Origin of the sequence: Bacillus sp. USDA818B3_A, from assembly GCF_009928415.1 — a bacterium.
Taxonomy (GTDB): Bacteria; Bacillota; Bacilli; order Bacillales; family Cytobacillaceae; genus Neobacillus.
Map to the genome: position 1 here is coordinate 20,377 of NZ_JAABNN010000016.1, position 25,814 is coordinate 46,190.

Consider the following 25,814-nt stretch of genomic DNA (forward strand, 5'->3'; position numbering starts at 1 on the left):
GCGAAATCTATTATTCTTCTATTTTAAATTTATGGAGGTTACTAACATGAAATATGAGAAGTTATCGAAAGACATTCTCGAGTTAGTTGGCGGAAAAGAAAATATTAATAGTGTTTTCCACTGTGTAACAAGACTTCGTTTCAAATTGAAAGACGAAAACAAGGCAAAGACAGAGGAAATTAAAAACTTAGATGGTGTTGTTACGGTCATGAAAAGTGGCGGACAATATCAAGTCGTTATCGGCAACCACGTGCCAGATGTGTATGCGGCAGTATTAGAAGTGGGCGGTCTTAGCGGCGCTAGTGAAAACGCTTCAAATGATGATGATGGTAAAAAAGTCGGTCTTGGTGCCAAATTTATCGACATGATTTCTGGAGTTTTCACTCCAATCTTAGGTGTACTTGCAGCAACAGGTATGTTAAAAGGTTTGGCCGCTTTATTCTTAGCTTTACATTGGGTAGAAGCAACTTCTGGAACGTATAACCTATTAAATATCGCTGGAGATGGCTTGTTCAATTTCCTACCGATCTTCCTAGGTTACACAGCAATGAAAAAATTTGGCGGTACACCGTTTGTCGGTATGGCCATCGCTGCAGCTCTTGTTCATCCAGGTTTGACAGCGCTGTCAGCAGGAAAGCCACTTTACACTTTATTTAAAGGAACGTTATTCCAATCTGATATTCATATCACATTCTTAGGAATTCCCGTTATCTTAATGAGCTATGCGTCAAGCGTTATTCCTATTGTATTAGCAGCATTTTTTGCAGTAAAGGTAGAAAAAGGATTCAAGAAAATCATTCCTGATGTAGTAAAAACATTCGTAGTTCCATTCTTAACCATAATGGTGATGGTTCCATTAACCTTCCTAGTGATCGGACCAATTGCAACATGGGCTGGAAGCTTACTAGGTGCCGCAACTATTTGGATTTATAATTTAAGCCCAATCGTGGCTGGTTTAATCCTTGGTGGTTTCTGGCAAGTATTCGTTATGTTTGGTCTTCACTGGGGACTTGTTCCAATTGCAATGAACAACATTACATCAATGCATTTTGACCCAATTTTAGCTACAGTCACTTTTGTATCATTTGCACAAACTGGTGCTGTTCTAGCTGTTTTGTTAAAGACTAAAAACAAGAAGTTGAAATCTCTAAGTATCCCAGCATTCATTTCAGGTATCTTCGGTGTAACAGAACCAGCGATTTACGGTATTACTTTACCGCTTAAAAAGCCTTTCATCATGAGCTGTATTGCTGGTGGAATCGGCGGCGGATTGATGGGTGCGTTTGGAAGTAAATTATGGATGTTCGGCGGCATGGGAATCTTCGCTATTCCAAGTTATATCAAACCAGGTGCAGGACTTGATATGCCATTCTGGGGTGCGATGATCGCGATTGTAGTATCATTCGTACTAGGATTTATCTTAACTTATGTTTTTGGATTCAAAGACACAGCAAGCAAAGAAGAAACAAAAGTAGAAGCAACAAAAGTAGAAGTGAAAAAACAAGATGGGCCAGTAGCTGTAGCTAGCCCAATCAAAGGTGAAATCGTTCCTTTATCTGAAGTAAAAGATCAAGTATTTTCAAGTGAAGCAATGGGTAAAGGTGTAGCGATTAACCCATCTGAAGGAAAAGTTTTCTCTCCTGTTAATGGAGAAGTAACCCTGATGTTTAAAACAAAACATTCGATTGGTTTAACATCTGAAGATGGTGCACAAATCCTCATTCATGTGGGGATGGATACAGTTGAATTAGAAGGTAAACATTTCACTGCTCATGTAAATCAAGGTGATATGGTTAAAGCAGGGGATTTATTAGTTGAATTTGATGTAGAAGCGATTAAAGCAGCAGGCTATCAAGTCGTAACACCGATTGTTGTTACAAACACGCCAGATTATCAAGAAGTTAAAGTATTACAGGCAGGAAAAGTTGATAAAAATGAAAAGCTATTAGTTCTTGTGTAATTTCAGGTTCAAACTTTTAATGGATATGGTTCCGGCCTCAAAGCCGGAACCATCAATCCTACATATCATTGGAGGTAAGAAATCATGACTAATTTTAAATTTCCTAAAGACTTTTTATGGGGCGGCGCAACCGCAGCAAACCAATTAGAAGGTGCATATAATGAAGGCGGCAAAGGTTTATCCATTTTCGATATGGTTAAATTTGTGCCAAAAGAGGAACGCGGAAATGATCCTGAAATGGATGTTAAAAGCGAGAAGGAATTAGAAGAATTATTATCGTTAGGGGATGGAGAAAACTTTCCAAAGCGACGCGGAATTGATTTTTACAACCGTTATCAGGAAGATATCGCATTGTTTGCGGAAATGGGCTTTAAAGTCTTCCGTATGTCTATCTCTTGGCCGCGTATTTTTCCAAATGGAGATGAGCTGACTCCTAATGAAGAAGGTCTAGCTTTTTATGACAAGGTGTTTGCTGAATTACAAAAATATGGGATCGAGCCATTAGTGACTCTATCACACTATGAAATTCCTCTTAACTTAGTTCAAAAATACAACGGCTGGGCTGACCGCCGCGTGGTTGAGTTCTTTGTTAATTATGCAGAAACCGTTTTTAACCGTTACAAAGATAAAGTAAAGTATTGGTTAACTTTTAATGAAATCAATATCTCTCAATTTTCACCATATATCGGTTCTGGACTTCTGATCGACCGCGTGGAGCATAAGGAACAAGCCGTTTATCAAGCGCTTCACCATCAATTTGTGGCTAGTGCAAGAGCGGTTAAGGCCTGCCATGAGATCATTCCTGGTTCACAAATCGGCTGTATGTTAGCTCGTATGGAAGTATATCCAGAAACTTGTAATCCACAAGATGTCCTAGTTGCATTGGAAGAAGACCAAAAGAATCTTTTCTTCACAGATGTTCAGGTTCGCGGCTATTATCCAAGCCATATGTTAAGCTATTTTGCAAAAAATAATATCCAAATCGAAATGTTACCTGGTGATGAAGAAATCTTGCTCCAGCACCCTGTTGATTTCCTATCATTTAGTTACTACATGACGATGGTGGCGAGCGGTGATCCGGAAAAGTTAAAACAAAAAGGAAACTTCTCGAGCGGAATTTTGAACCCTTATCTTGAAACATCTGATTGGGGCTGGCAAATTGACCCAACTGGATTAAGAATCACCTTGAAAAAATTGTATGACCGTTATGAAGTGCCTTTATTCATCGTAGAAAATGGCTTAGGTGCATATGACAAGGTGGAAGAAGATGGTACGATTCAAGATGATTATCGAATTGATTATCTGCGTGAGCATATCAAAGCAATGGGAGATGCCATTCAAGATGGAGTAGACTTAATTGGCTACACGACTTGGGGATGTATTGATTTAATCAGTGCGGGTACTTCTGAAATGTCGAAACGCTACGGCTTCATCTATGTTGACCAAGATGATTATGGTAATGGAACATTAAAGCGGACTCCGAAAAAATCTTTCCATTGGTACAAAGATGTGATTGCAACGGATGGAGAGAAGCTTTAACAATTAACTTAATAGTGATATCAAGAAATTATCTGGATATGGATTTTCTTATTAATTTAAAACTTTAGATTGTTGAAATCCCAGTAAAAGTAGGTTCAGTTATAGGTGATTTTACAAGACAGAGGGGCGTTCAAGACCTGTAAAGTATAAAAAAAGGGACATCTAGGTGAACGGGTTCCGTTTCCTATCACAAACATTAAAAATGCAAGTTAAAATGAGTGCCAATTTGTATATGAAATTGGCACTCATTTTTTATTGGTTTAAAGCCATTTGTGATGAAATTACTTAAAAATTTGTATAGTAAAATGTATCCCTGCAATTTTACCCGCCATTTGATCATGGATAAATTTGATTTATTGGATAAGCTCATTGAAGAACATGTTAATGAACTAAGGAAACTCTGCGAATCGGCATCTGAAATGGATTTTGTTGAAGGGAATCTGATTTGGTTTGAATACTTTGAAGGTAATTATTCTTTTTTTTCGACTATGTTAGCAAGTAGTGGAGCCCCTTCTTTCCGTAATCGTTTCCTAGAGTTTGTCATCGAAGAATTAAAAGATGAAGTAGATATATCCGAAGGAAAAAATCAAGGATTAAGTAAAGATGTTATCCTTAAATTTTTTGGAACAGCTATCGTTGGTATAGTGGAATCGTATTTCACGAATGGAATACCTGAACCGGCTCAAGTCGTGGCAGAACAAGTGGGGATATTGTTAGAGAGGAATCTATAGCACTTTAATAAGAATAGTTGTGATTGTGCATATAGTTGTCATTCAGAACGACTTGACTTTAATCGAACGTTCATTTAACATATGCCATATGAGACATAAAGATGAAAATAAAAACGAAAGCATTTTTAATGCAACAATTGAGTTAATAAATGAACAGGGTCTTGCTGAAGTTTCTATGTCGAAGATCGCTAAAAAAGCCAATGTATCTGCTTCGACTATTTACGTTTATTTTGAAAATAAGGAGGATTTGCTTAATAAATTATTTTTGAATGTCAAAAAGAAGATGAGTCTAGAAATATTCACCAATTTCGATGATTCAACTCCATTACAAATAGCATTTGAAACTTCTTTAAGAAAATTTATTCATTTTATCTTAACCAATAAAGATTACTTTTTGTTTATAGAGCAGTTTCAAAATTCACCCCTACTTCACAAAATCTCTCTTGAAGAAAGTTTTGAATTGTTTGAACCGCTCTATAAGAGTTTATTTGAAAAAGGGAAACAGCAACATGTTTTTAAACAAGTTGATACGAATCTGCTGGTTATCTTTACTTTTAGACCGGTCATTGAATTGGCTAAAGAACATTTTAATGGAAATTCAGAACTGAATGAGGAAAATATAAAGGAAATTATTCGTATGAGTTGGGACGCTGTAAAAGCTTGAAAATCGATTCCATTGAAACTTTTCATTCAGAGGGAGCAAATGGTTAAATCTGTATTAGTTAACTCCATTGTATAAAAAACATGCTCTCTCTGATAAAAATATATATTGACTATAATTGAATGTTCGTTTAATATACAACGAGTGGAAGTTAATATTTTTTTAGAGTTAAAATGAACGAACGTTCGATTAATGTTTAAGTTCTAAGTATCTAACTCCTTCCAGTCTTTCCTTTAAGGTGTAAAGAATGAACATAAAGAAAGAGGTTAAAATATCTAATTATTATTTTGATTATAAATAAACGAACGTTCGTTTATTTATTGAAAGGTGGTGATGTTATAAGTATCCACAATGGTACAAATCCAGATCTTCCGTTCATGAAACAGCTGACGTATCTGTTCAGCTATTAATAGAAATGCATTACCAAAAAGTTAAGATTTATAATTAATGAAAATAGGAGAGGGTATAATGTCTAACCGCAATAATTTGTTTATTTTTATATTAACTTTAGGAGTTTTCGGCATCTTAAATACAGAAATGGGAGTCGTTGGAATATTACCTTTACTTGCTGAACACTTTCATGTCAGTGTATCTACAGCAGGGTTACTAGTGAGTTTCTTCGCACTTGCTGTTGCTGTATCTGGACCAATTTTGCCTTTATTATTCTCTGGTATAAATCGAAAGAAGGTCTTGTTACTTGTACTTGGCGTTTTCGTTCTGGGTAACATTGTCTCCATATTTGCACCAAACTTTACAATTGCATTAATTGCTCGTGTGATTCCAGCCTTTTTACATCCAGTTTATATCTCAATAGCTTTAACAGCAGCAGCTAGCTCAGTTTCCCAGGAACAAGTTCCAAAAGCTGTTTCTAAAGTGATTTTGGGCGTATCTGCAGGTATGGTAATAGGTGTACCAATCACTACCTTTATTGCTAATGCAACTTCAGTTGAAAATGCGTTGATATTCTTTGCTGTCGTGAATGCTATAGCATTCATTGGTATATTACTGTTTGTACCATCTATGCCTGTTAAGGAGAGAAATTCTTACGGAGCACAATTAAGCGTATTAAAAAAACCAATTTTATGGCTATCCATTTTTGCTGTCATATTTATAAACGCTGCTATATTTGGTGTTTACACTTACCTAGCTGAGTATCTTGAAACCATTACTAAAATATCAGGGGAAACAATCAGTTTAATGTTAGTTATATTTGGAGTGGCTAGTTTAATAGGAAACCTCGTGGGAGGGACGATCCTTACTAAAAATGCCATCAAATCTGTAGTGTCTTATCCATTCGCATTAGGAGCTGTTTACATCTTAGTATTCCTAATGGGGGCGTTAACTGCACCTATGTTTATCATTATATTGCTATGGGGAATCTTATTTGCTGTTGGTAATAATATTAGTCAATATTGGATTGCGTCTGCAGTTCCAGAAGCTCCTGAATTTGCAAATGGATTGTTTCTAGCATTTGGTAGTTTAGGAATAACCATTGGTTCGGCAGTAGGCGGAATGTTTCTATCGGGCATGGGTATCCAAAGCGTATTATTAGCAGGGGCGCTATTCTTGATATTGAGCATAGTATTCATTTTAATGAGAAACACCATGTATAGTTCCAAAAAACAACTTTCTCAATAAGGATTAGCAAAGATTATTATGAGGAGAGAAAAGGAGGAGCAAGATGTCACAGAATAAACAAGTTGCTTTTGTCACCGGCGGGAATCGAGGAATCGGATATGAGTTGGTTAAACAATTGGCTTTGAATGGTTTTAAGGTTATTTTGGCTAGTCGTGACCCAAAGAGGGGTCATGAGTCTGCCCAAAAACTTAAGGAGTCAGATCTGGATGTTTCGTTTGTGGTGATGGATGTCGAAGATCAAGAAAGCATCCGTCAAGCTGCGATTACAGTAAATGAAAGGTATGGAAGATTAGACGTTTTGATTAATAATGCTGGCGTGTATTTGGATGAGTATGAAAAGTTATTGACTATGGACCCTTCCATGTTAGAGAAAACGATGAGAACTAATTTCTTCGGCGTTTACCATGTCATCCATTCCTTTATTCCTCTCATGAAAAAGCAAGGTTATGGGAGAATTATTAATGTATCTTCAGAACTTGGGGCGATGAGAGACATGTCCGTTCAAGGAACAGGTGCCTATAAGTTGTCTAAACTTGCCTTGAATGGATTGACGCAATTGGTAGCTGCGGAAATCAAAGGAGATATCAAAATAAACGCAGTCTGTCCGGGATGGGTAAGTTCAGATATGGGTGGACCATCTGCTCCAAGAACTCCAAAGCAAGCAGCTGAGTCTATCCTTTGGTTAGCGACTATTGGACCTGAAGGACCTAATGGGGGATTTTTCAGAGATGGAAAACCCATCGGTTGGTAGGTAGTTTTAAATTTTAATAACAAAAGAAATAGGAGGATTACAATATGCAAAAAGTAATTTTGAACAATGGTGTGGAGATGCCTATTCTCGGTTTTGGTGTTTATCTGATTGAAGATGCAAATGAATGTGAACAAAGTGTTTATGATGCCCTTATGGCAGGCTATCGTCTGATTGATACGGCTGCTGCTTATCTAAATGAAGAAGCGGTTGGCAGAGCAATCAAACGGAGTGGTGTGCCAAGAGAGGAAATATTCATTACAACGAAACTTTGGATTCAGGATGCCGGTTATGAAAGTACAAAAAAAGCATTTGCAAAATCACTAGAAAAATTGCAAGTGGATTATTTAGATTTGTATTTAATTCATCAGCCTTTTGGCGATATATATGGTTCTTGGCGTGCTATGGAAGAATTGTATCGTGAGGGAAAGATCAGGGCTATCGGAGTTAGTAACTTCAAGATGGACCGTCTAATAGATTTAATGGATCATAATGAAGTGATTCCTGCCGTAAACCAGATTGAAACGCATCCTTTCACTCAGCAAATTGAAAGTGCAAAATTGATGAAAGAGAACAATGTTCAGATCGAGTCCTGGGGTCCTTTTGCTCAAGGGAAAAATAACATCTTCCAGAATGAAGTTTTAGTATCAATAGCAGAAAAATATAATAAATCCGTTAGTCAGGTGGTTTTACGTTGGTTAACACAAAGAGAAGTCGTTGTGATTCCAAAGACTGTTCGTAAAGAAAGAATCATCGAAAACTCCAATATCTTTGACTTTGAATTAAGCCAAGAGGATATGGAGACGATTGCTACCTTAGATACGAAAAAGAACCTTATCTTTGATCATTACGATCCAGCAAGCGTGAGATTTCTCGGTAACGTTAAATTTGATATATAAAGCTGTAATAAAAGGAAATACCGAGAATCATATCACAAGTGAGCGTAAACTTTAAAAGCAAGCTGACAATTTCTATCGATACATGTTTTTTATTAAATTATAGACCAAGCTTTATATGATTCATTATATCTATTAGAAAGAGGGATAAAAAAATGCAATATGTAAAACTTGGAAATACTGGTTTAGATGTATCACGAATTTGCCTGGGTACCATGGGTTTTGGTGTAGCAGAGCGTTGGGTTCATAAATGGGTACTTGATGAGGAAAAAAGCCGTCCGATTATTAAAAAGGCACTAGAATTAGGGATCAATTTCTTTGATACAGCAAATATGTATTCAGACGGAACGAGTGAGGAAATTGTGGGACGTGCTTTAAAGGATTTTGCAAATCGGGATGAAATCGTCCTTGCAACAAAAGTTCATTTCCCTATGCATAAAGGTCCGAATAGTGCCGGGCTTTCCCGAAAGGCAATTATGAGTGAAATTGATAAGAGTCTTAAGCGCTTAGAAACGGATTATGTGGATCTCTATCAGATTCACCGTTGGGATTACAACACCCCGATTGAAGAAACGATGGAAGCACTGCATGATGTTGTAAAAGCTGGGAAAGCAAGATATATTGGCGCTTCTGCGATGCATGCGTGGCAGTTCCTAAAGGCGAATCATATTGCTGAGAAAAACGGCTGGACAAAGTTTGTATCCATGCAGAATCACCTGAACCTCATTTACCGTGAGGAAGAAAGGGAGATGCTTCCGCTTTGTAAGGAAGAAAAAATCGGTGTGATTCCATTTAGCCCACTCGCATCAGGAAGATTGACACGAGATTGGTCGGAAGCTACGTATCGTTCGGAAACCGACCAAGTTCAGAAAGCTAAATACGATGCAACTGCAGATGCCGATCGGTTGGTAGTGGAGCGTGTTGCTGAACTCGCGGAAAAACATGATGTTCCACGCGCTCACATTGCACTTGCTTGGCTGCTGCAGAAAGAACCGGTAACAGCTCCTATTGTCGGTGCTACAAAAATTTCCCATCTCGAAGATGCAGTAGCTGCTCTTTCTGTTTCTTTATCAACGGAAGAAGTTGCGTACTTGGAAGAGCCATATGTACCACACTCCATAGTTGGTCATAATTAATTATGGTGTTACGACAAGGTAATGCTTGCTATATTATGTCTATGAAAGAAAATGGAGGATTAGCAATATGCAAAAGGTAATTTTGAACAATGGAGTTGAGATGCCCATAATCGGCTTTGGGGTTTTTCAAATTCAAGATGAAAAAGAATGTGAACAAGCTGTTTGTGATGCTCTTATGGCAGGATATCGATTAATTGATACGGCTGCAGCTTACCAAAATGAGGAAGCAGTTGGGAGAGGGATTAAACGTAGTGGTATATCAAGAGAAGAAATATTTGTCACTACAAAACTGTGGATTCAAGATGCTGGTTATGATAGTGCAAAAAAAGCATTCGAAAATGCATTAAACAGATTGCAGTTAGAATATTTAGATTTATATTTGATTCATCAACCTTATGGTGACATCTATGGCTCTTGGCGAGCAATGGAGGAATTATATCATAAAGGAAAAATTAAAGCTATTGGAGTTAGTAACTTTAAAAATGATCGCCTATTAGATTTAATAAAGCATCATGAAGTTAAACCTGCTGTCAATCAAGTTGAGACACACCCGTTTTTCCAACAAATAGAAAATGCTCAATTTATGAAAGAACAAAATGTACAAATTGAGTCTTGGGGACCTTTTGCTGAAGGGAAAAATAATATATTTAAAAATGAAGTATTAATAGCAATAGCAGATAAATATAATAAATCTGTTGCTCAGGTAATATTACGTTGGTTAACAAAAAGGGGCATCGTAGTCATTCCAAAATCGGTACGTAAAGAACGAATGATCGAAAATCTTAATATCTTTGACTTTGAATTAAATCCAGAGGATATGGAACTAATTAAAACTTTGGATACAAAAGAGAGTTTGTTTAATCGTTCTAACGACATGGAAAGAGTGAAATCGTTAATTAACATGAAATTTAACATTTAATGATTAACAAATAAGATGTTGACTATGTGAAAAAATGTCTTAAACATACTGGGCAAGAGTTGAACAAGGAGTTGCTGCGGTAGCTCTTTTTCTTTGTGCTAACGGCTCAGGATAGAAGTATAAAGGTTAAGATTATGAAATAGTATTGGCAATATTTCAACACTTGCAAATTTTTACTTGGTGTAATTAGTAGCAAGTAGGATAAGGAGAAAATACAATGACTGAAAAAAATGTAGGAAAGGATAATTTCCTGAGTGAATCAATCAATGACTCTATTACCGAATCTATTCAAGAAACAAACGAATCTGCTGTAGTTGTCGGTGCTTCGCTTTCAGGACTAATGGCAGGGATTGCTCTAGCGCGAGCAGGATTAAATGTTACAATTTTAGAAAGAGCTGGAGCGAAACCACGTAGTGGCGCTGTTCTGCAAGTTGACAGTGGAGATATTGATCGAACTATAACAGCGAAAGTCTTAAGAAAACTTGCTTCTGGTGGAATTAAGTCTGTTGAGGCATGGTCATCTGTACAGTCTCGATTGCGTGCAGAAGCCGAAGCTGATCCTAGAATAGATTTACGTTATGATACTCGCGTTCAAACTGTTAATCAGGACGACGACTCTGCTTGGATTGTGACGGATAAGGGAGAGACATTCCGCGGAGATATTTTGATTGGTGCTGATGGTCACCGCAGCACGGTGCGACGTCATGTTGCACCGCATAAACCGGACGCAACTTTTGCGGGATACTTGATATGGGTAGCTATTGTAGATGAGAATGATATCCCTGAAGAACATCGACCTAGCCGTAATGCCCCGATGACTACTATGCCAGAAGGTATTGGTGACTTTTTACTCGGTTCTATTGTTGCTGGAACAGACGGTTCTCGTGCTCTAGGACATAGAAGACTAGGATGGGCTTGGTACGATAACACTCGAAATGATTTGTTACGTCGTCTTGGATGTGTGGAAGGAAACGTTGTGCGACATTCGCTTAATGCTCCTGACATACCAGAACAGACACTGGTTGAGCTAGCTGAACAAGCTTCTGTTAGATGGACCCAACCATGGTTAGACGCGACTCTTCATAGCATTCAAACACGTAACCTTACAGGAACACCAATTGCCGAATACATTCCTGACAAACTTGTGAAAGGACGTATAGCAATTGTTGGAGATGCTACCCATCTACCTACACCACTAACTGCATCGGGATTTAATGCTTCATTACAAGATGCTGCTACCTTGGCAGACTGTGTTGCAAAGGGAATACAAGGTACTGCAGCAGTTGAGGCTCTTTTGGAATATGAGTCTCGCCGTTTAAAGAATGTACGTCAGATTGTGCAATCTGGACAATCTTTCAGTCGCTCTTTTGGACGGTAAATGTAGAAATTTTAATTAAACTTCCTATATTCAGAAAATAAATATGAGGATCTATTGATACAGAGTTAACAGAAGGAATTTCAGGATCAGAATTAAAATCTGCAATTGATGAAGATATGAAAATTGTAATCGAGCCTGCTAGCATTGCTCGTGCCATTGCATTTGCAATTTAACAACCATCAGATGTAGCGATTAATGAGATGATTGTTCGTCCACTTACGATTAGGTTTTTTTGAATCAGAATATTGAAAATAAGGCAGGGATAATAATGCTCGATAAAACAAATAAATTCTTTGAGAAAAATAAGTGTAATTATAGCCGTTTAAACTAGAAGAATTGTACTTAAAGCGACGGGGGTTTGATTAAAGATGGAGTTGCAGCTGCAGCTCTTTTTTATTGTTGTTCGGGCAGCATTCCGATCACTAGAGCGCCTTTTCTATACATTAATAAAATAAGACAACAGATGATGGTATCCCAGGATGTAATGCTACTTTACGACATTTTCTTCTTTAACTTACTAGATGTCCAGGTCAACAAGGAGCTACATTTACCATCCCACTACTAATTTCATAAGAAGATGGTTTCGATCCGCTTTATTTAGACAACAAGTATTAAAAAAACAGCCAAGAATACACCGATTTTCAATAAAATGGTATGTTCTTGACTGTTACTCATTATTGGGTAATTAATTGATAATACTAGGGGAGGTGATGAAGGACTAAGATATTGTCAGATGTAAGGAAGTATTTTAGTTTAACAGAACCAAAATCCTATGGCATGATTAAATTTCATTAGTTTTCGATATTGAGAGATTCCTCAATAAAACGATTAGAACAAAATATAGTTGGATATTCCATCGCTTCTTTTCTGAACTAAATTGGAAGGAGGAATCTAGAAAATGCTCGAGCCGGATGTATGCATTAACTGTAGTGAACAACTCTCAATATGGGAAAGTACCAGACATTATTCTTGGAACTGCAATGAGTTAACATCCGAAACTGATGATTTTGGCTTTACTATAAAACGAAAAAGCTCAGTTGGCAACAACCGAGCTTTTTTGATAGTACGTGCTGATTAAAACTTTAAATGTATCGAGGAAGATCTTGTTGGATTAATATTACTCTTCAACTAAGCCCTCTTCTGAACGAGTTAATGTAATCATAATAATATCAGACTATCAGTAAACCCTCGTAAAAAAGGGCTGTGATTTTACCCACACTCACTTATAAAATACATTTAAAAAAACCGACGAATAATATTGATGAAAGCCAGCGATTAGATCCGAAGCTAAAAGGAGTCGCGATAGGACTCATTTAATATTAAAAAAGCGTATTGGAATGATTTATACTTCTAATTCCATCTCTTCGTGTTTCATTTGCTTACTATCCTCGATTTTCGCCGAAATAAGACCAAGCACAATGCCAAGCAACGCACCAGCTCCTACTTCCACCGGCTGATGACCGAGAATTTCCTTCAGTTCTTTCTCTCGCTCCACATACTCAAAGCTAGGAAATTCACCCGAAAATTTCACTAGATTATCTTCAAGATCGTTCACGAGCTGCGCAATTTCTCCTGTATGGCGACGAATTCCCTGAGCATCATACATCACAATCACGCCAAACACTGTTGCAAGCGATGTCTCAGTATGTCGCCATCCTTTATTCGCCGCCACATAGGAAGCTAGAGCTGCTACACCTGCGGAGTGGGAACTAGGCATACCTCCCGTTGTGAAAGCCTGCTTCAAGTCCCAATCTCCCGTTAACTTCTTGTGAGTTATAATTTTAAGTCCTTGCGCTATGCCGATCGCCGACAGCGCCGTCAAAATCCCTCGATTCATCTTTTCCATGTGCATCTCCTCCATTCCACAGATCAGTCAACCCCAATCCGGCATATATCTTTTTGATACCCAATTTTGATTTTTATATGCTTAAAGTAACGGGCAGCATTCCTATAATGAAGAAATATGAGGTTTGAATATAAAAAAGCCCCTTGGTAAGATATGAGTGTCCAAAGCTTGGCGGCAAAAAGGACACAAACAAATTACCAGGAGGCTATTTAAATGAATTATAACCAAAATGAAAAGATTGCTCAAATTACTTCTCAAACATTAATTATAGGTGTTGATATTGCTAAATACAAGCATGTGGCAAGAGCCCAAGACTTTAGAGGTTTAGAATTCTCGGCACCCTTATACTTTGAAAGTACAAATTCTAGCTTTAACTGTTTCATAGAGTGGATTAAACATTTAATGGATCAAAACAAAATGAAAAAAGTGATCGTAGGAATGGAGCCAACAGGTCATTATTGGCTTAATTTAGCTCATTTCCTAAAAGAACAAAATATCAAATTTGTAGTCGTAAATCCTATGCATGTAAAGAAAAGCAAAGAGTTAGATGATAACTCTCCAACTAAAAATGATGTAAAGGATGCAAGAGTCATTGCACAGTTGGTCAAAGACGGGAGATATGCTGAACCGAACATTCCGCAAGGAGTTTATGCAGAACTCCGAGTGGCTCGAAAAATACGTGATCTCTTAGCTGTTGATCTTCAAGCAGTTCAGGGACAGATCCATAATTGGATTGACCGCTACTTTCCAGAATTCCTTACGGTATTTAAAGATTGGGAAGGTAAGTCGGCGATTCAATTATTAAAACTAAATTTATTACCACATGAGTTAGTCAACCTTTCGGAACAAGATATATTACTACATCTTCGGAAAGTTGTTAAACGTGCAGTAGGACTCAGTAAAATAAACGAACTAAAGCAGGTGGCAATGGTTTCAATTGGCATTCGTGAAGGTTTTGATATGGCTAAATTAGAGCTGCGTACGTTAATAGATAAATATGAACTTATAATTGAAAAGTTCGAAGAACTGGAATCAAACATAGACCAACTTCTTGAACATATTCCAGGCGTTGAACAAATGTTAGCAATAAAGGGAATAGGAAAAGACACCGTTGCGGGATTCTTTTCAGAGGTAGGAGATCTAAGTCACTACTCCCACCCCCCAGGCAGATTATCAAATTAGCTGGGCTTAGTCTTAAGGAAAATACATCTGGAAAGCACAAAGGACAAACCAAAATTACCAAGAGAGGAAGGAAGACTTTAAGGGCACTCCTCTTTCGGGTGGCAATGCCTTTGGTCGCTAAAAATAAAGCTTTTAAAGCATTACATGAGTATTTTACAAAACGCCCAAATAATCCATTAAAAAAGATACAATCGCTGATTGCAATATGTAATAAGCTCATACGTATTCTGTTTACCATCGGTAAAAAGCAGTGTGAATTTAGTGAAGAACGTATGTTAAGGGACATTCCTCATATGGCGAAATTTCAGATAGCAGCTTAAATTTCTTTTAGTGAAATTCATTAGGTAGTAGTTTTATTGTTTAGACATTTGAAGCACAGATTAGTCAGTTAATCAACTATAATACTGGCAAGGACCCTGTCGGGCAGCATGACTGAAATCCACCTTATGGAAAGGTTGGACGAAGGAATTTTGGAGAAAAGACTCTGTGAGATATGGGAGGGTTGACCTCCATGAGAAATGTGGAGATCTACCAGTGCGACCATACTTTAGCTTTTTATCCAACTTTTGGATAAGGTTGGTTTGGTTAACTATAAGTTTCTTTTTCACTTTGCCCCCAAAATTATCCTTTAGAACACTATAATTCCAATCCTCAAATGGATTTTAAAACAAACTACTACGAAATTTGGAGAAAACAAGAGAAATCGTAAGATTTTCCTTTCTATATAGAGGGAGTTTAGTGCAAGAAGAGTTACTTAGCCTCCCTCTTTTATCTGACCCATATAAAAAATAAACAACTGGCACTTAAAAATAGGTCAGTTTGATTTTATAATTCTACCAAAGAAGAAAAAGGAGAGAAGAATTATGGAGATAACACCAGTAGTATTAATTGGGGAGACAGTAAAGATACAACCTATGGAAGATTATCACGTACAGGAATTATTTGATGTGGGAAACAATCCAGATATATGGTCATACATGCCAATGAAGGTTCAATCGATTGAAGATATGAAGTACCTTGTGAATGGAGCACTCCAAGCGAGAGAGAAAGGAAGCGAATTTCCGTTTGTTATCTATGATAAGGATTCGGGGAAAATTGTAGGAAGCACTCGTTTTCTTAATATATCCATATCGAACCGTAACTTGGAAATTGGTTGGACATGGCTATCTCCAACTGTTTGGCGAACTAGAATAAATACAGAATGTAAGTATCTTCTTTTGAAACACTGCTTTGAGACACTTGGGACAATCCGTGTTCAGTTGAAAACAGATAGTCGAAATGTGCGGTCCCAACAGGCAATTGAACGGCTGGGTGCGCTAAAAGAAGGAGTGCTTCGGAATCATATGGTTATGCCTGACGGTTATCTAAGAGACTCCTTTTTTTATAGTGTAATTGACCAAGAATGGGTGCTAGTAAAGGACAAATTGGAGAGTATGCTAGGATAAACCAGTATTTTCGACGTGTTGCTTATTAAACTAAAGGGTGCTTATATGTAGTATGATTTTCCACCGTAATCAACGTAAGTAAAGATATGAAAAATGCCAAAGTTGTATCTTTGTAGAAGCATTATATATAGTAAATAATTATAGTTTTCAACGTAAACAACGATAGGACTTTACTTGGAGAGGTGGGTATGATAGGCTCGTTTGCCTGATGAAACCCAGCTTCAGCCTTTCAAGACAAATCGTACCCACAGAGGCTCCAAATCAAGTCCTTAAACGCCTATTCTATGGATACATATAAACAATGATAAAGGGTGCACCATATCAATGTTTTATTGTTGATACTATATATAACTGCCATTTAGTGGAGTAAGAAAATTAATAGTGGACTGATCGGTTTTTATTGATAAGTCTTTCCTTTTCTTTTTTCCTATAAGGTACATATATATGAAACGTGTTAATCACTTGGGAAAATACATTTTTGTCCCAATAACACCGTTCGAAAAAATATACACTCATTATGAAAAGATAGAATATTATAATCCAAAAGTATCCTTTTAAGTCACTAATTACTGAATATAAAAGAAACGAATTGACAGCGCATATATTTCAACTTACTATAAATTTGAATAGTTTATTGATTATACCAACTAAGGAGTGAGTATAATCGAAACAGGTATTTATAGTATATCATGGCGCTGGGGTTATGCTTTTCCCTAGTACTTGGCTGTTTCGCTTCGGACGACAAGTCCGCTGTTCAAAGTAAGGAGGACCTGCCAGCCAACGAAGTGACAGAGTATTTTTTAAAAAGTTTTATAGATTACTCTGAAGCGTACGAATGATGATGATTGCGAATAGTGTTAAAATACGGTGATTTGGAGGATAACCGATGATTAAAGGCATTGGCCATCTAGCATTTGTAGTAGAAAATATGGAGAAGTCTTTAAGCTTTTACTGTAATGTTCTTGGCTTTAAAAAAGCGTTTGAATTAAATAAAGATAACGGTGAACCTTGGATTGTTTATTTAAAGGTTCGGGAAGGGCAATTCATTGAGCTGTTCTACGGCGGAAGCAAAGAAGTAACTACTGACTTCTCTACTATTGGTTATTCACACTTATGTCTAGAGGTAGAGGATATAAATGAAATCGCTAACCATATAAAGAGCCACGGTTTAACCCTTGATGATGAACTGAAGCAGGGTGCCGATCTTAATTATCAATGCTGGGTAAGAGATCCGGATGGCAATCGAATTGAATTTATGCAGTTGCACCCGGAATCGCCCCAAAATAATGCTTAGAGAGTATTAAAAAAGGAAAAATGCTAAAACAATCAAAATTGTATTTAGCGAAATCTACTGTTACGTGCTAAAGATCTACTAGTTAGCAATATTGGTGGTATGCAGGAGCAATAGAAGGACCATTGAAGGATGAATAAACTAATTCATCGCTTAATGGTCTTTTTTTCTTCCTAATAGTAATCAGTAACAATCTGTTCAAGTCAAATTTCAATAGTAATCTAGATAAACATTTTACATATAAGCTGAGTGTTTCCTAAAAAGTAATGGAAATGTTACCAAATTGTCCCTGTCCATTAACTAAACTGTAAACAAGCAATGTTATATTTATTACGGTCCTAGATCTACCAATCTCTAACGAATGACATAGTTGTAAACCCAAGCAGAAAGCCCGGTTTTCCTATTCCTAGATACCGGGATTTTTGACGTTTGCTCTCACAGTATGTAAACCTGAAGGCAATAAAATAACACCTTAAGTCTATAATTAATAAATGCTTTGGCTCTACCCCATGAAACAAATTGTCTAATAATTTAAGAGGATGTAATTTTATTACTTTAGAGTGTCCTAAAAGGTTGTTCCAAAACTTAAGCGGAAATGATACAACTTTGTTGTATGAGAGATTACATAAAAGGAATGAAACATCAATGAAGAAAAAGAAGAAAAGAATTATAACATTATTATGCATAGGGCTCACCATAGGGGCTATTGTATGGGTGGCTAGTGTGGCCCATGAAATTAAAAGTATGGTTACAGATTTGGATATTGATTATTATGGTGATCACTATAAAACTAAATAAGAAATAAGGAAAGGCAGCATGAACAAGGTAGAGTAAGTGAACCATGGGGGGAAGAAAATGATTTACGGATATGCTAGGGTTAGTTCCAAGGATTAGAATTTGGACACTCGGTTTGCAGCCTTTTCTAAATTCGGAGTCGATGAAATAGTACACGAAAGAATTAGACAAGCTATTAGACAAGTTAGGATCTGGAGACACGATTGTAGTAATCCGGATGGACCAAAGAGATGTGAAGAAATGCACTTAAAGTAACTGGCAGAATAGTTCAATAAAAAGACAAATTTATTTAAAAAAGGCTATGTTAAATCCTGATGTTGATCTTTACGATAAGAAAACCGCCTTGTTGAAGAGGCGGCTTATTGAGCTATCGTATCCGTCGTAATCTGCTTTAGAAGACAAGGTCATCTAACCGTCTGATAAACGAGGGCTATGGCTCCAGAATCAAATGTCTTGTTTTCAATAAGTTTAAGATTGACCCTCTCCATGAGACCTTGGAATAACGGCAATCCGCTGCCGATCAGGACGGGAGAAACCGTAATTTTATACTCATCTATTAAATCAAGCTGCATAAGGTAGTGTGCTAACCCAGGACTGCCGAGGATGACCATATCCTTGCCTGGCTGCTGTTTGAGGTTCTTGATCTCTTCCTCGACATTTTCTTTCACCAGTCTGGAATTGTTCCATTCGACTTTCTCCAGCGTCGTGGAAAAAACGATTTTCTCTGTCTTTTCGATCCACTCGGCATGATTCCGTTCATGCTGCGAAGCTGAAGGGTCCGAAGGCACAGATGTCCAGTAACTGTGCATCATCTGATAAGTCCCACGTCCCCATATGACAGTGTCGGCAGTACTCAGAATATTTTTCGAGTGTTTCTCAAAGTCAGCATCGTAGGAAACCCAGCCAATGTCCATTTCACCGTTCGGACCTTCTACAAAACCGTCAAGCGATGCGTGCAGAAATAGAACAAGTTTTCTCATTTTTAGTTCTCCTTTGTTCAAGAGGGATTTGGATTGCTAATCTATTAACAATTTAAGCAGAAAGCCGAAGTTTGTCATTCGTGTCGGTCACAGAAAACAGGCATGATTTCACCTACATATTTTCTTATTCGATGCGGTATTCTATTTTTCCTGTCTAAGTAACGAAACCAAACCAAAATTCACTTTGGAGTTTCACTTAACACAGCCTTAGAAGTAGGGAAGGCTAGTAAAGTAAGTAAAGATACCTTTGAATAGAGGCTTCCAAACACCCCTCGGTATTCGGGAAAAACCTGATTGATTAAAGAATGTAGCTGTATCTTTGTTTTCGCTGAAATTTTCGCAATACTCTCTTGTTGTCTTGTTAGATTACGAAGGTTTAAGAGTTGAACCCCACGCTTCTTATAAGGCTCTAATTCCTCTTTATAAAACAGTGCACACAGATGATAAGCATCAATCGCATCTGTTTTTGCCTTTCGTAGGCTTGAGCTCTTGGCTCTATATGAGATAAGGGGATTAACGATAATATAAACATATTTTTCTTCCTCTAAGAATTGAATAACGGGAAAATGGTAGTGTCCAGTTGATTTTAAAACAACCGAATGTTGATAACCGACAGCTGCTCTTTCAACTTCTTTTAGGAACTCTATTAAATTCCCCAAACCATCAAGATTATGTTAAATACTAAAGTTCTTACGATATGGTTTACCTTTATCTAAAGATTTGTGGTACCAAATACTTTTAATCGTGAACAAGAGAAACAACAGGTTTCCTATTCTTTTATGAACTTTTCAAAAGGAACGGAAAGTACAAACGGCAGATGGGCCCAGAGTGAAAGCATGGATGGAAATGCTGAATTTGAGTATATCGAAAACCACGTTGCAATGGGACAGGTTCCAGTATTGGCACCCCCGCCATTACACATCCATGGCAATCCTCCTGATTCTCAAATACCTCCAACACCTTAATAACTGTAAGTAATATAATAACTTGGTCAAATTTTTAGGATACTTAAAAGGTTGAATTCTACAAGTAATAGAAAGGCAGCTTACCTTAATGAATTTCAACCCAACGAAGGTGAGATTCATCAGCGGCAAGCTGACTTTTTTGATGTTAACGTTTATTTTGCTCTGCTAGATATTTAGCATACTGTATCGTATTTTTTGCTACATCTAATTCAAGACTATAGATGTTAGGCGGACCTGGTCTCCAGTTCACTTCAAACAGCCATAGTTTATGGCTTGCATCCATTCCGACGTCAATTCCTAATTCATCCAATTCATTGTCATATAAGGAATCAAAATGATTGGAAAAATTGATTGCAAACTGTTCGAGATACTTTTTAGTATCAAACCAAGAGTCATCAAACTCTTGTTGTAAAAAAATATCCAGGTAAGTACTATAGCCGCCGCTGCCCATATTAGAAGTAATCGTCCCTAAACGTCCGATCCGTGGATAGATAGAAGTCACCACCCATTTTCCTTGTCCATTTTTTTGGACATGGAGCCGGAAATCAAACACATGACCCGATTTGGTTTGACTGGTGATAAACTGTTGAATGACATAGTTTTGTTCTTGGACTTTATGAGACAGCCAAGCTGACATTTGTTTTTCATTCATAGATGATTCTAATCCTGCATCATTCATTTTGTACCGATTGGTTCCATCTCTTTCAATAAAAACAATGCCGCCGCCTTGATGCCCGGATAATGGTTTGATGATTACTTTTTGATAACGTTTGATCATGTCAAAAAAGATCTGAACGTTCGTTAATTCATAAAAAGGAATAAGATAATCCTTATATTTCTTTGCCTTTTTAATTCTGGTATATACCGATAATTTGTCCCCAATTGAATGGCTGGTAAACGGAATCCTATCATATAAGTAATCATAGATAGGTCTAGTTTTCTCACTTGGAAGATAACTTGCATTATAAATGACATCAGGGAAAGGAAATTCCTTTTGAATCCACTGCCCATTTTCAAGAGCTTTTCCTAAAATTTTATGCTGTTTGATATTCACTTTCCCTGGGGTAAAGTAAAAAAAGTCTACACCTTCTGCTTTGGCTACAGATGCATAAGCATAGGCTTTCTTTACCTTATTTGGATCTTTACGATGATGAAGCATGCCAATTAGCGTCATTTACTTCTTTTTCACCTCTCGATAGACTTTTTATTAGATGGCTCTGTTATTATTCATTGTTGATTTTCGGTTAGATATAAGAATTCATAGGCGGAGAATTTTCGGCTAATGTATATAGGGGAAGCTTAAGAAGCAGATATAAGAGGAGATTTTCCGATTAACTGCTCTAAATAAGACAAAATCTAAAGATTTGGATAATATAATCGGAAAAACTTCCTTTAATTTTAAGGAAATATGGGTATTTCCCGATTTAAACGGAATTTTCCCGTTTATTTTTCAAACATAATGAAATCAACATTCATATAACAGAGATATTATAAAAAGACTAGAAATTTTGCTTCATTATTAAAAATTAAAGACTCACTGGTTATCACTTTGGATTTTAAAGTGGATCAAGGAAGAATTCTATATTGCTAGCTGCTTGCACGGCAATTCTTTCCGCTTCGCTTTTATTTTTATCTGATGAGGCCAAAATGTATCCACAACGATCTCCCATTGATATAGGCGGACGTACGATCTGTCCTTTTCGTGGTTTTATATACACCTCTTCTACACCGGGATACTCTGAGGTGACTTCTTTCCCCGTAATCCTATTTACTTTCCCTTTAGAATCAACCGTCAAATAATGTGCATACACATACTTACTGTGTTTTCTAGTAAGGTTAGGCACATTTCCTAACATTAATTGAATCGTTTCCTCCACTAAATTAATCCCATATCCCACTTCAATAATACGATTCATCGCACCGCCTGAAATTCTCGGATTAATTTCAATCAACTTCCATACACCGTTTACTAAACGCATCTCAAGGTGACAGGCACCATTTCTCATCTGGAAGGCTTGTAAAATGGAACTGACGGCTTTATATATACTTTGATTCATTCTTTGATTGAGCTTTGGCAGAAGGCTATATCCGGTTATGATAAAGCGTTGGAAATGGGTGATTTCTTGTTCGATGACTGCTACAATATGGACTTTTCCATTGTGGACTAAAACTTCAATTAGATATTGAGGGCCTTTTAAATACTCTTCCAGTAAGACCTGTTCATTTTTTTTAAGTAAGTCTTGCATGGCCAGTTTTAACTGTTCCTCGTTATTTGCCAACATAACATCTTTTGAACCGGCAGATGTGGGATTCTTAACAATAAGAGGTAAATAGTCCTTGCCTACATTAATAAAGTAGTCTAATGAAAATCTATTTGGGTTATAAAGTTCATAATAGGGGGAATTTGGGTGTCCTTTGAGAAGTTCACGGGTTAAAACTTTATTTTCCATCTTGGCAATGGCATCCGTAGAAATTACGGTTGAGCAATATTCTTCTGAAATCGTTGCTGCTAAATGAACGTAAGAATGTACAAAACTCATTATGCCTATTATTTGTTTCCCTTGTTTTAGTAGTTGATTGAGGTTTTTTCTTATTTCCTCCTTACTGGATAAATCCACTAGAATCATTTGATGGACGTCGGGGAATTCTGTTCTTTGCTGTATGAATCTTTGTTTATTGGTGAATAACACCGTAAAATAGCCAAGTCTTTCTGCCGCTTTGATTGCTTCTCTACTGGAGCCATGTTTACTGGTTTCAATAAATACAATGGTTCGCATTCGCCTTGTCACCGTATCCTTTCTGTTTTATTATGAAGGATTTAGCTTCACCAGTTTTATTTTGGTTTACATGATAAGTACAGTTTATTATATTGTCTTAAGACAACCATGGTTTGGACAAACGTCATCATTCTTTAGACATTTAAATGAAAGATTTTGAAACAGGGGAATGTATTAGATTTAGAGACAATTAAAAGGCAATCCTCTTAACATGAGGATTGCCTATTTGCTTCATTTAGGATATAGAGTCGAGAAATAAAAAGAACCCTGGCTCAAGGGTTCTTTTTAAATGGACAAAACGATAATAGATATAAGAAATAACATCATATGAATAACGGAGTATCTAAACATCCTTTTCGCCCAATGTTCTTCGTTTTGTGCAGCAAATCCGCTTATAGATAAAGCTATCCATCCGATAGTTAGAAGTGTCATAAATCCGATGAAAGACAAACCAAGAGATTTCATAAAGAATGGCATCGGAATCAAACAGATTAGATAAAATAAAATGTGGATCTTCGTTTTCTTGATGCCTGATACAACAGGTAACATGGCGAAGCCTGCCCGTTTGTAGTCATCAAATCTTCGTATGGCGATGGAATAAGTATGGGGCATTTGCCAAATGAAGACGATGAGGGCCATCATCATAGGAATAAGTTGAAAACTGCTAGATAACACAGACCATCCGATTAACGGTGTTACGCATCCTGATATGGCACCAAGAATCGTGTTCCATGAGTATTTTTGTTTGCTCCAAAATGTGTACAAGACCACATAAAAAAGCCAGCCAATGAATGAAAATAAAAACACTTCGGCATTAGTAAAAAACAATATTAAAAAGCCTATTATGCTTGTTGTAATCCCTAAAGTTAAAACAAACTTCTTACTGAACTCTCCAGTAGCACTCGGTCTATTTTTAGTCCGCTCCATAAGTTTATCTAAATCGGCTTCATACCAATTATTCAACATTAAAGCACCAGCAATGACCAAGGCACTTCCTATTAATGTCACAAAGAAAGAGCCAATATGTTCAGCAAGTGGAACATGATTAATATGCGAAGATAAAAAATATCCTGCCAGCACAGGAAGTACATTGATCACAAAGACTTTCCCTTTAATGAGGCTGATTAGGTTTTTAAATAAATTCTGAGGTGTTTTAGTTTGCATATGAATTAATATCTCTTCCTCTCTCTTTCTATCTAAAGGACTATTTATTTTAACATAATTATGCATTGAATGCTCATGGTTTATTTTTGAAATTCTAATACCACTTCAAGTTCTGTTGCAAGATACAAAAATATCTCATTAAAAAATGCTGCAAGCTCTTTTAGGTTTGCAGCGTTTATAACTATTAGAATGGTTGCGATTTGGTTTCCTCGTTCGAGCGTTTATTTCCTTTGTAGATGAAATAAATAGCAATAACCATAAATAGCAGGGCCACAGAACGTTTCCAATCTAGGGATATTACTAAACTATTAAACCAGCCGAAATGATCAATAAGCATACCAACTACAAGCTGACCAATAATACCAGCAATATTGGTGGCTATGACTCCGATTCTTGGAACAGCTATGACAGTGAGAAGCAGGTACATAGTGCCTAGAAATGCGGCACTTAACTGCCATTTAGGTGCTTCTAGTATCCCTAGTACATTGCCTTGTCCAAAAAAAAGAATAATAATGGTAAGAAACATTAAACCAGTTAAAAAAGTTAAAAGGGTAGTTTCAATTGTTCCAGCTTTTCGGCTAAATGTTCCATTGATAGATGATTGTGCACTTAATGTAATACCACCTATTAAGGTGAAGAGAATCATTAATATATTCATTGGTTAGACCTCCTAGTATATCAAAATAAGTGCAATCATCATTGAAATAACTGCAAATACTTTTTCTTTATTAATTCTTGTTTGCTTACTGCCAAGCCAACCATAATGTTCTATAACCATACTCATGACCAATTGACCAATTATTACAGCAACCATTGATATTCCAACACCAACAAAAGGAACGCTAATCACAATAGCCGTTAAGTATACAACCCCTAAGACTCCACCAAGCAGAGACCATTTAGGTGCTTCAACCGCATAGGAAAGTTTACCTTTTCCAAAAAATATCCATAATAACCCCATGATGATCGAACCCATAAAGAAGTTATAAAAACTAGTTTCTAACTGTCCTATTGTTTTTCCTAGTTCACCGTAGATTGCTCCTTCAAAACTAAGCGCTGACCCTGCTAATAATGCTAGGATGTATGATAAGTAACGCATTAGATTAAAAACCTCCTTAAATCCATTTAATTATATATCTAGAATATTCGATATAATGCGTTAAAAAAACAGAAATAACCATCCTAGATTTCTGTTTTAAAGTATTCAGCTAACTGAAGAATGACTTCTTCGTTCCGCCTATAATAAGTCCATTGCCCATAACGAACAGATTCAAGCAGACCCGCTTTTTGCAAGATATTTAAGTAGTGTGAAACCGTAGATTGAGAAACTTTAGCCTTTTCTTGAATATCCCCTACACATACTCCCCCTTTTAAACTTACCTCCTTTGGCAGGTGAGCGCCTTGTTTTGGGAAATGCTTCTCTGGTTCCTTCAGCCACTGTAAAATGTTAAGTCGAGTTTCGTTGGATAACGCCTTAAATACATCGATTGGTTCCATGTTTTAAAGTATATCGAATTTTTTCGATATGTCAATTTTGAGAATTATAGTATCAAAAGGGGTTGAAAAGCCTTAATTTAATCATCATCCCAAAATCGATATTGATGAAGATGCCCTTTTAGTGGCAGCGAAAGCAGTCGGACAGGTTGTTTGTGGGTATTACAAAAAATTAATATGCAGGTTAAAAAAGTCTAAAAATATAAAAAAACAAGTCGGATTTGTAGTAGTGGAACCCCTTTCATTCATTTATTCTTTAATAAGAAGAG

The 25,814-nt window shown here is 36.8% G+C and carries 21 protein-coding genes and 3 pseudogenes; 15 read left to right on the forward strand and 9 right to left on the reverse strand.

The window, feature by feature from the left end:
* The first annotated feature begins 46 nt into the window (after window positions 1-46).
* From GXK58_RS19960 to GXK58_RS20005, 10 genes are all read left to right on the forward strand, one after another.
* Window positions 47-1,960, forward strand: coding sequence for a beta-glucoside-specific PTS transporter subunit IIABC (locus GXK58_RS19960; RefSeq protein WP_160724944.1), 1,914 nt, complete (start codon window positions 47-49; stop codon window positions 1,958-1,960).
* A gap of 84 nt (window positions 1,961-2,044) precedes the next feature.
* A complete protein-coding gene (locus GXK58_RS19965; RefSeq protein ID WP_202171407.1) occupies window positions 2,045-3,499 on the forward strand; it encodes a glycoside hydrolase family 1 protein in 1,455 nt (484 codons plus the stop codon).
* 305 nt (window positions 3,500-3,804) lie between these two features.
* Entirely contained in the window at window positions 3,805-4,230 is a 426-nt protein-coding gene (locus GXK58_RS19970; protein WP_442862492.1) for a TetR-like C-terminal domain-containing protein, read from the forward strand.
* A 25-nt stretch (window positions 4,231-4,255) separates the two neighbouring features.
* Complete coding sequence (locus tag GXK58_RS19975) at window positions 4,256-4,894, forward strand: TetR/AcrR family transcriptional regulator (RefSeq protein ID WP_237389721.1); 639 nt, start codon at window positions 4,256-4,258, stop codon at window positions 4,892-4,894.
* A 465-nt stretch (window positions 4,895-5,359) separates the two neighbouring features.
* Window positions 5,360-6,529, forward strand: coding sequence for an MFS transporter (locus tag GXK58_RS19980; protein WP_160724946.1), 1,170 nt, complete (start codon window positions 5,360-5,362; stop codon window positions 6,527-6,529).
* 43 nt (window positions 6,530-6,572) lie between these two features.
* Window positions 6,573-7,280 carry an SDR family oxidoreductase gene (locus tag GXK58_RS19985; protein WP_160724947.1) on the forward strand — a complete coding sequence of 236 codons (708 nt, stop codon included), beginning with the start codon at window positions 6,573-6,575 and terminating at the stop codon, window positions 7,278-7,280.
* 44 nt (window positions 7,281-7,324) lie between these two features.
* The gene (locus GXK58_RS19990) at window positions 7,325-8,176 is read left to right on the forward strand and encodes an aldo/keto reductase (RefSeq protein ID WP_160724948.1); all 852 of its coding nucleotides are present in this window, start codon (window positions 7,325-7,327) and stop codon (window positions 8,174-8,176) included.
* Between the two features lie 152 nt (window positions 8,177-8,328).
* Window positions 8,329-9,309, forward strand: coding sequence for an aldo/keto reductase (locus GXK58_RS19995; RefSeq protein ID WP_160724949.1), 981 nt, complete (start codon window positions 8,329-8,331; stop codon window positions 9,307-9,309).
* Window positions 9,310-9,376: 67 nt separating this feature from the next.
* Window positions 9,377-10,228, forward strand: coding sequence for an aldo/keto reductase (locus tag GXK58_RS20000; protein ID WP_160724950.1), 852 nt, complete (start codon window positions 9,377-9,379; stop codon window positions 10,226-10,228).
* 217 nt (window positions 10,229-10,445) lie between these two features.
* Window positions 10,446-11,606: an FAD-dependent monooxygenase gene (locus GXK58_RS20005; protein WP_160724951.1), complete on the forward strand. Its 1,161-nt coding sequence runs from the start codon at window positions 10,446-10,448 to the stop codon at window positions 11,604-11,606.
* 1,342 nt (window positions 11,607-12,948) lie between these two features.
* On the opposite strand, the gene GXK58_RS20010 is transcribed toward GXK58_RS20005, so the two are convergent.
* Window positions 12,949-13,452 (reverse strand): divergent PAP2 family protein, encoded by a 504-nt coding sequence (locus GXK58_RS20010; RefSeq protein WP_160724952.1) that lies wholly within the window; start codon window positions 13,450-13,452, stop codon window positions 12,949-12,951.
* A gap of 213 nt (window positions 13,453-13,665) precedes the next feature.
* Between GXK58_RS20010 and GXK58_RS20015 the strand changes: the two are divergent.
* The 3 genes and pseudogenes from GXK58_RS20015 (at window position 13,666) to GXK58_RS20025 (ending at window position 17,373) form a co-directional block, all read left to right on the forward strand.
* Window positions 13,666-14,954: pseudogene (locus tag GXK58_RS20015) on the forward strand (IS110 family transposase).
* A gap of 543 nt (window positions 14,955-15,497) precedes the next feature.
* Window positions 15,498-16,079, forward strand: coding sequence for a GNAT family N-acetyltransferase (locus tag GXK58_RS20020; protein ID WP_160724953.1), 582 nt, complete (start codon window positions 15,498-15,500; stop codon window positions 16,077-16,079).
* Window positions 16,080-16,965: 886 nt separating this feature from the next.
* The gene (locus tag GXK58_RS20025; protein ID WP_160724954.1) at window positions 16,966-17,373 is read left to right on the forward strand and encodes a VOC family protein; all 408 of its coding nucleotides are present in this window, start codon (window positions 16,966-16,968) and stop codon (window positions 17,371-17,373) included.
* 1,196 nt (window positions 17,374-18,569) lie between these two features.
* On the opposite strand, the gene GXK58_RS20030 is transcribed toward GXK58_RS20025, so the two are convergent.
* Complete coding sequence (locus GXK58_RS20030; protein ID WP_160724955.1) at window positions 18,570-19,145, reverse strand: dihydrofolate reductase family protein; 576 nt, start codon at window positions 19,143-19,145, stop codon at window positions 18,570-18,572.
* Window positions 19,146-19,339: 194 nt separating this feature from the next.
* Window positions 19,340-19,918, reverse strand: a pseudogene (locus GXK58_RS20035) (IS110 family transposase); the annotation flags it as partial.
* Between GXK58_RS20035 and GXK58_RS20040 the strand changes: the two are divergent.
* Window positions 19,868-20,110 carry a manganese catalase family protein gene (locus GXK58_RS20040; RefSeq protein ID WP_160724956.1) on the forward strand — a complete coding sequence of 81 codons (243 nt, stop codon included), beginning with the start codon at window positions 19,868-19,870 and terminating at the stop codon, window positions 20,108-20,110. The pseudogene GXK58_RS20035 and the gene GXK58_RS20040 sit on opposite strands and share 51 nt — an antisense overlap.
* A gap of 145 nt (window positions 20,111-20,255) precedes the next feature.
* On the opposite strand, the gene GXK58_RS20045 is transcribed toward GXK58_RS20040, so the two are convergent.
* From GXK58_RS20045 to GXK58_RS20070, 6 genes are all read right to left on the reverse strand, one after another.
* Window positions 20,256-21,284, reverse strand: coding sequence for a YheC/YheD family endospore coat-associated protein (locus GXK58_RS20045; RefSeq protein ID WP_160724957.1), 1,029 nt, complete (start codon window positions 21,282-21,284; stop codon window positions 20,256-20,258).
* 382 nt (window positions 21,285-21,666) lie between these two features.
* Window positions 21,667-22,887, reverse strand: a complete 1,221-nt coding sequence (locus GXK58_RS20050) for an ATP-grasp domain-containing protein (RefSeq protein WP_160724958.1) — start codon at window positions 22,885-22,887, stop codon at window positions 21,667-21,669.
* 285 nt (window positions 22,888-23,172) lie between these two features.
* Window positions 23,173-24,051 (reverse strand): heme o synthase, encoded by an 879-nt coding sequence (cyoE, locus tag GXK58_RS20055; RefSeq protein WP_160724959.1) that lies wholly within the window; start codon window positions 24,049-24,051, stop codon window positions 23,173-23,175.
* 184 nt (window positions 24,052-24,235) lie between these two features.
* Window positions 24,236-24,709, reverse strand: coding sequence for a DMT family transporter (locus GXK58_RS20060; protein ID WP_160724960.1), 474 nt, complete (start codon window positions 24,707-24,709; stop codon window positions 24,236-24,238).
* 12 nt (window positions 24,710-24,721) lie between these two features.
* On the reverse strand, window positions 24,722-25,150 hold the full coding sequence (locus GXK58_RS20065) for a DMT family transporter (RefSeq protein WP_160724961.1): 429 nt from the start codon (window positions 25,148-25,150) through the stop codon (window positions 24,722-24,724).
* A gap of 83 nt (window positions 25,151-25,233) precedes the next feature.
* Entirely contained in the window at window positions 25,234-25,548 is a 315-nt protein-coding gene (locus tag GXK58_RS20070) for an ArsR/SmtB family transcription factor (RefSeq protein WP_160724962.1), read from the reverse strand.
* Window positions 25,549-25,624: 76 nt separating this feature from the next.
* On the opposite strand from GXK58_RS20070, the pseudogene GXK58_RS27330 reads away from it, so the two are divergent.
* Window positions 25,625-25,714, forward strand: a pseudogene (locus GXK58_RS27330) (hypothetical protein); the annotation flags it as partial.
* Window positions 25,715-25,814: the final 100 nt, after the last annotated feature.

Excerpts from the sequence above, each read along its gene's own strand:
- GXK58_RS19980 (WP_160724946.1), top strand. The coding sequence starts at position 5,360 with ATGTCTAACCGCAATAATTTGTTTATTTTTATATTAACTTTAGGAGTT.
- GXK58_RS20065 (WP_160724961.1), bottom strand. The coding sequence starts at position 25,150 with ATGCGTTACTTATCATACATCCTAGCATTATTAGCAGGGTCAGCGCTT.
- GXK58_RS20025 (WP_160724954.1), top strand. The coding sequence starts at position 16,966 with ATGATTAAAGGCATTGGCCATCTAGCATTTGTAGTAGAAAATATGGAG.
- GXK58_RS20020 (WP_160724953.1), top strand. The coding sequence starts at position 15,498 with ATGGAGATAACACCAGTAGTATTAATTGGGGAGACAGTAAAGATACAA.
- GXK58_RS20010 (WP_160724952.1), bottom strand. The coding sequence starts at position 13,452 with ATGGAAAAGATGAATCGAGGGATTTTGACGGCGCTGTCGGCGATCGGC.
- GXK58_RS20000 (WP_160724950.1), top strand. The coding sequence starts at position 9,377 with ATGCAAAAGGTAATTTTGAACAATGGAGTTGAGATGCCCATAATCGGC.
- GXK58_RS19995 (WP_160724949.1), top strand. The coding sequence starts at position 8,329 with ATGCAATATGTAAAACTTGGAAATACTGGTTTAGATGTATCACGAATT.
- cyoE (WP_160724959.1), bottom strand. The coding sequence starts at position 24,051 with ATGCAAACTAAAACACCTCAGAATTTATTTAAAAACCTAATCAGCCTC.
- GXK58_RS19985 (WP_160724947.1), top strand. The coding sequence starts at position 6,573 with ATGTCACAGAATAAACAAGTTGCTTTTGTCACCGGCGGGAATCGAGGA.
- GXK58_RS19990 (WP_160724948.1), top strand. The coding sequence starts at position 7,325 with ATGCAAAAAGTAATTTTGAACAATGGTGTGGAGATGCCTATTCTCGGT.
- GXK58_RS19960 (WP_160724944.1), top strand. The coding sequence starts at position 47 with ATGAAATATGAGAAGTTATCGAAAGACATTCTCGAGTTAGTTGGCGGA.
- GXK58_RS19965 (WP_202171407.1), top strand. The coding sequence starts at position 2,045 with ATGACTAATTTTAAATTTCCTAAAGACTTTTTATGGGGCGGCGCAACC.
- GXK58_RS20050 (WP_160724958.1), bottom strand. The coding sequence starts at position 22,887 with ATGCGAACCATTGTATTTATTGAAACCAGTAAACATGGCTCCAGTAGA.
- GXK58_RS20060 (WP_160724960.1), bottom strand. The coding sequence starts at position 24,709 with ATGAATATATTAATGATTCTCTTCACCTTAATAGGTGGTATTACATTA.
- GXK58_RS20030 (WP_160724955.1), bottom strand. The coding sequence starts at position 19,145 with ATGAGAAAACTTGTTCTATTTCTGCACGCATCGCTTGACGGTTTTGTA.
- GXK58_RS20070 (WP_160724962.1), bottom strand. The coding sequence starts at position 25,548 with ATGGAACCAATCGATGTATTTAAGGCGTTATCCAACGAAACTCGACTT.
- GXK58_RS19970 (WP_442862492.1), top strand. The coding sequence starts at position 3,805 with ATGTATCCCTGCAATTTTACCCGCCATTTGATCATGGATAAATTTGAT.
- GXK58_RS20045 (WP_160724957.1), bottom strand. The coding sequence starts at position 21,284 with ATGACGCTAATTGGCATGCTTCATCATCGTAAAGATCCAAATAAGGTA.
- GXK58_RS20005 (WP_160724951.1), top strand. The coding sequence starts at position 10,446 with ATGACTGAAAAAAATGTAGGAAAGGATAATTTCCTGAGTGAATCAATC.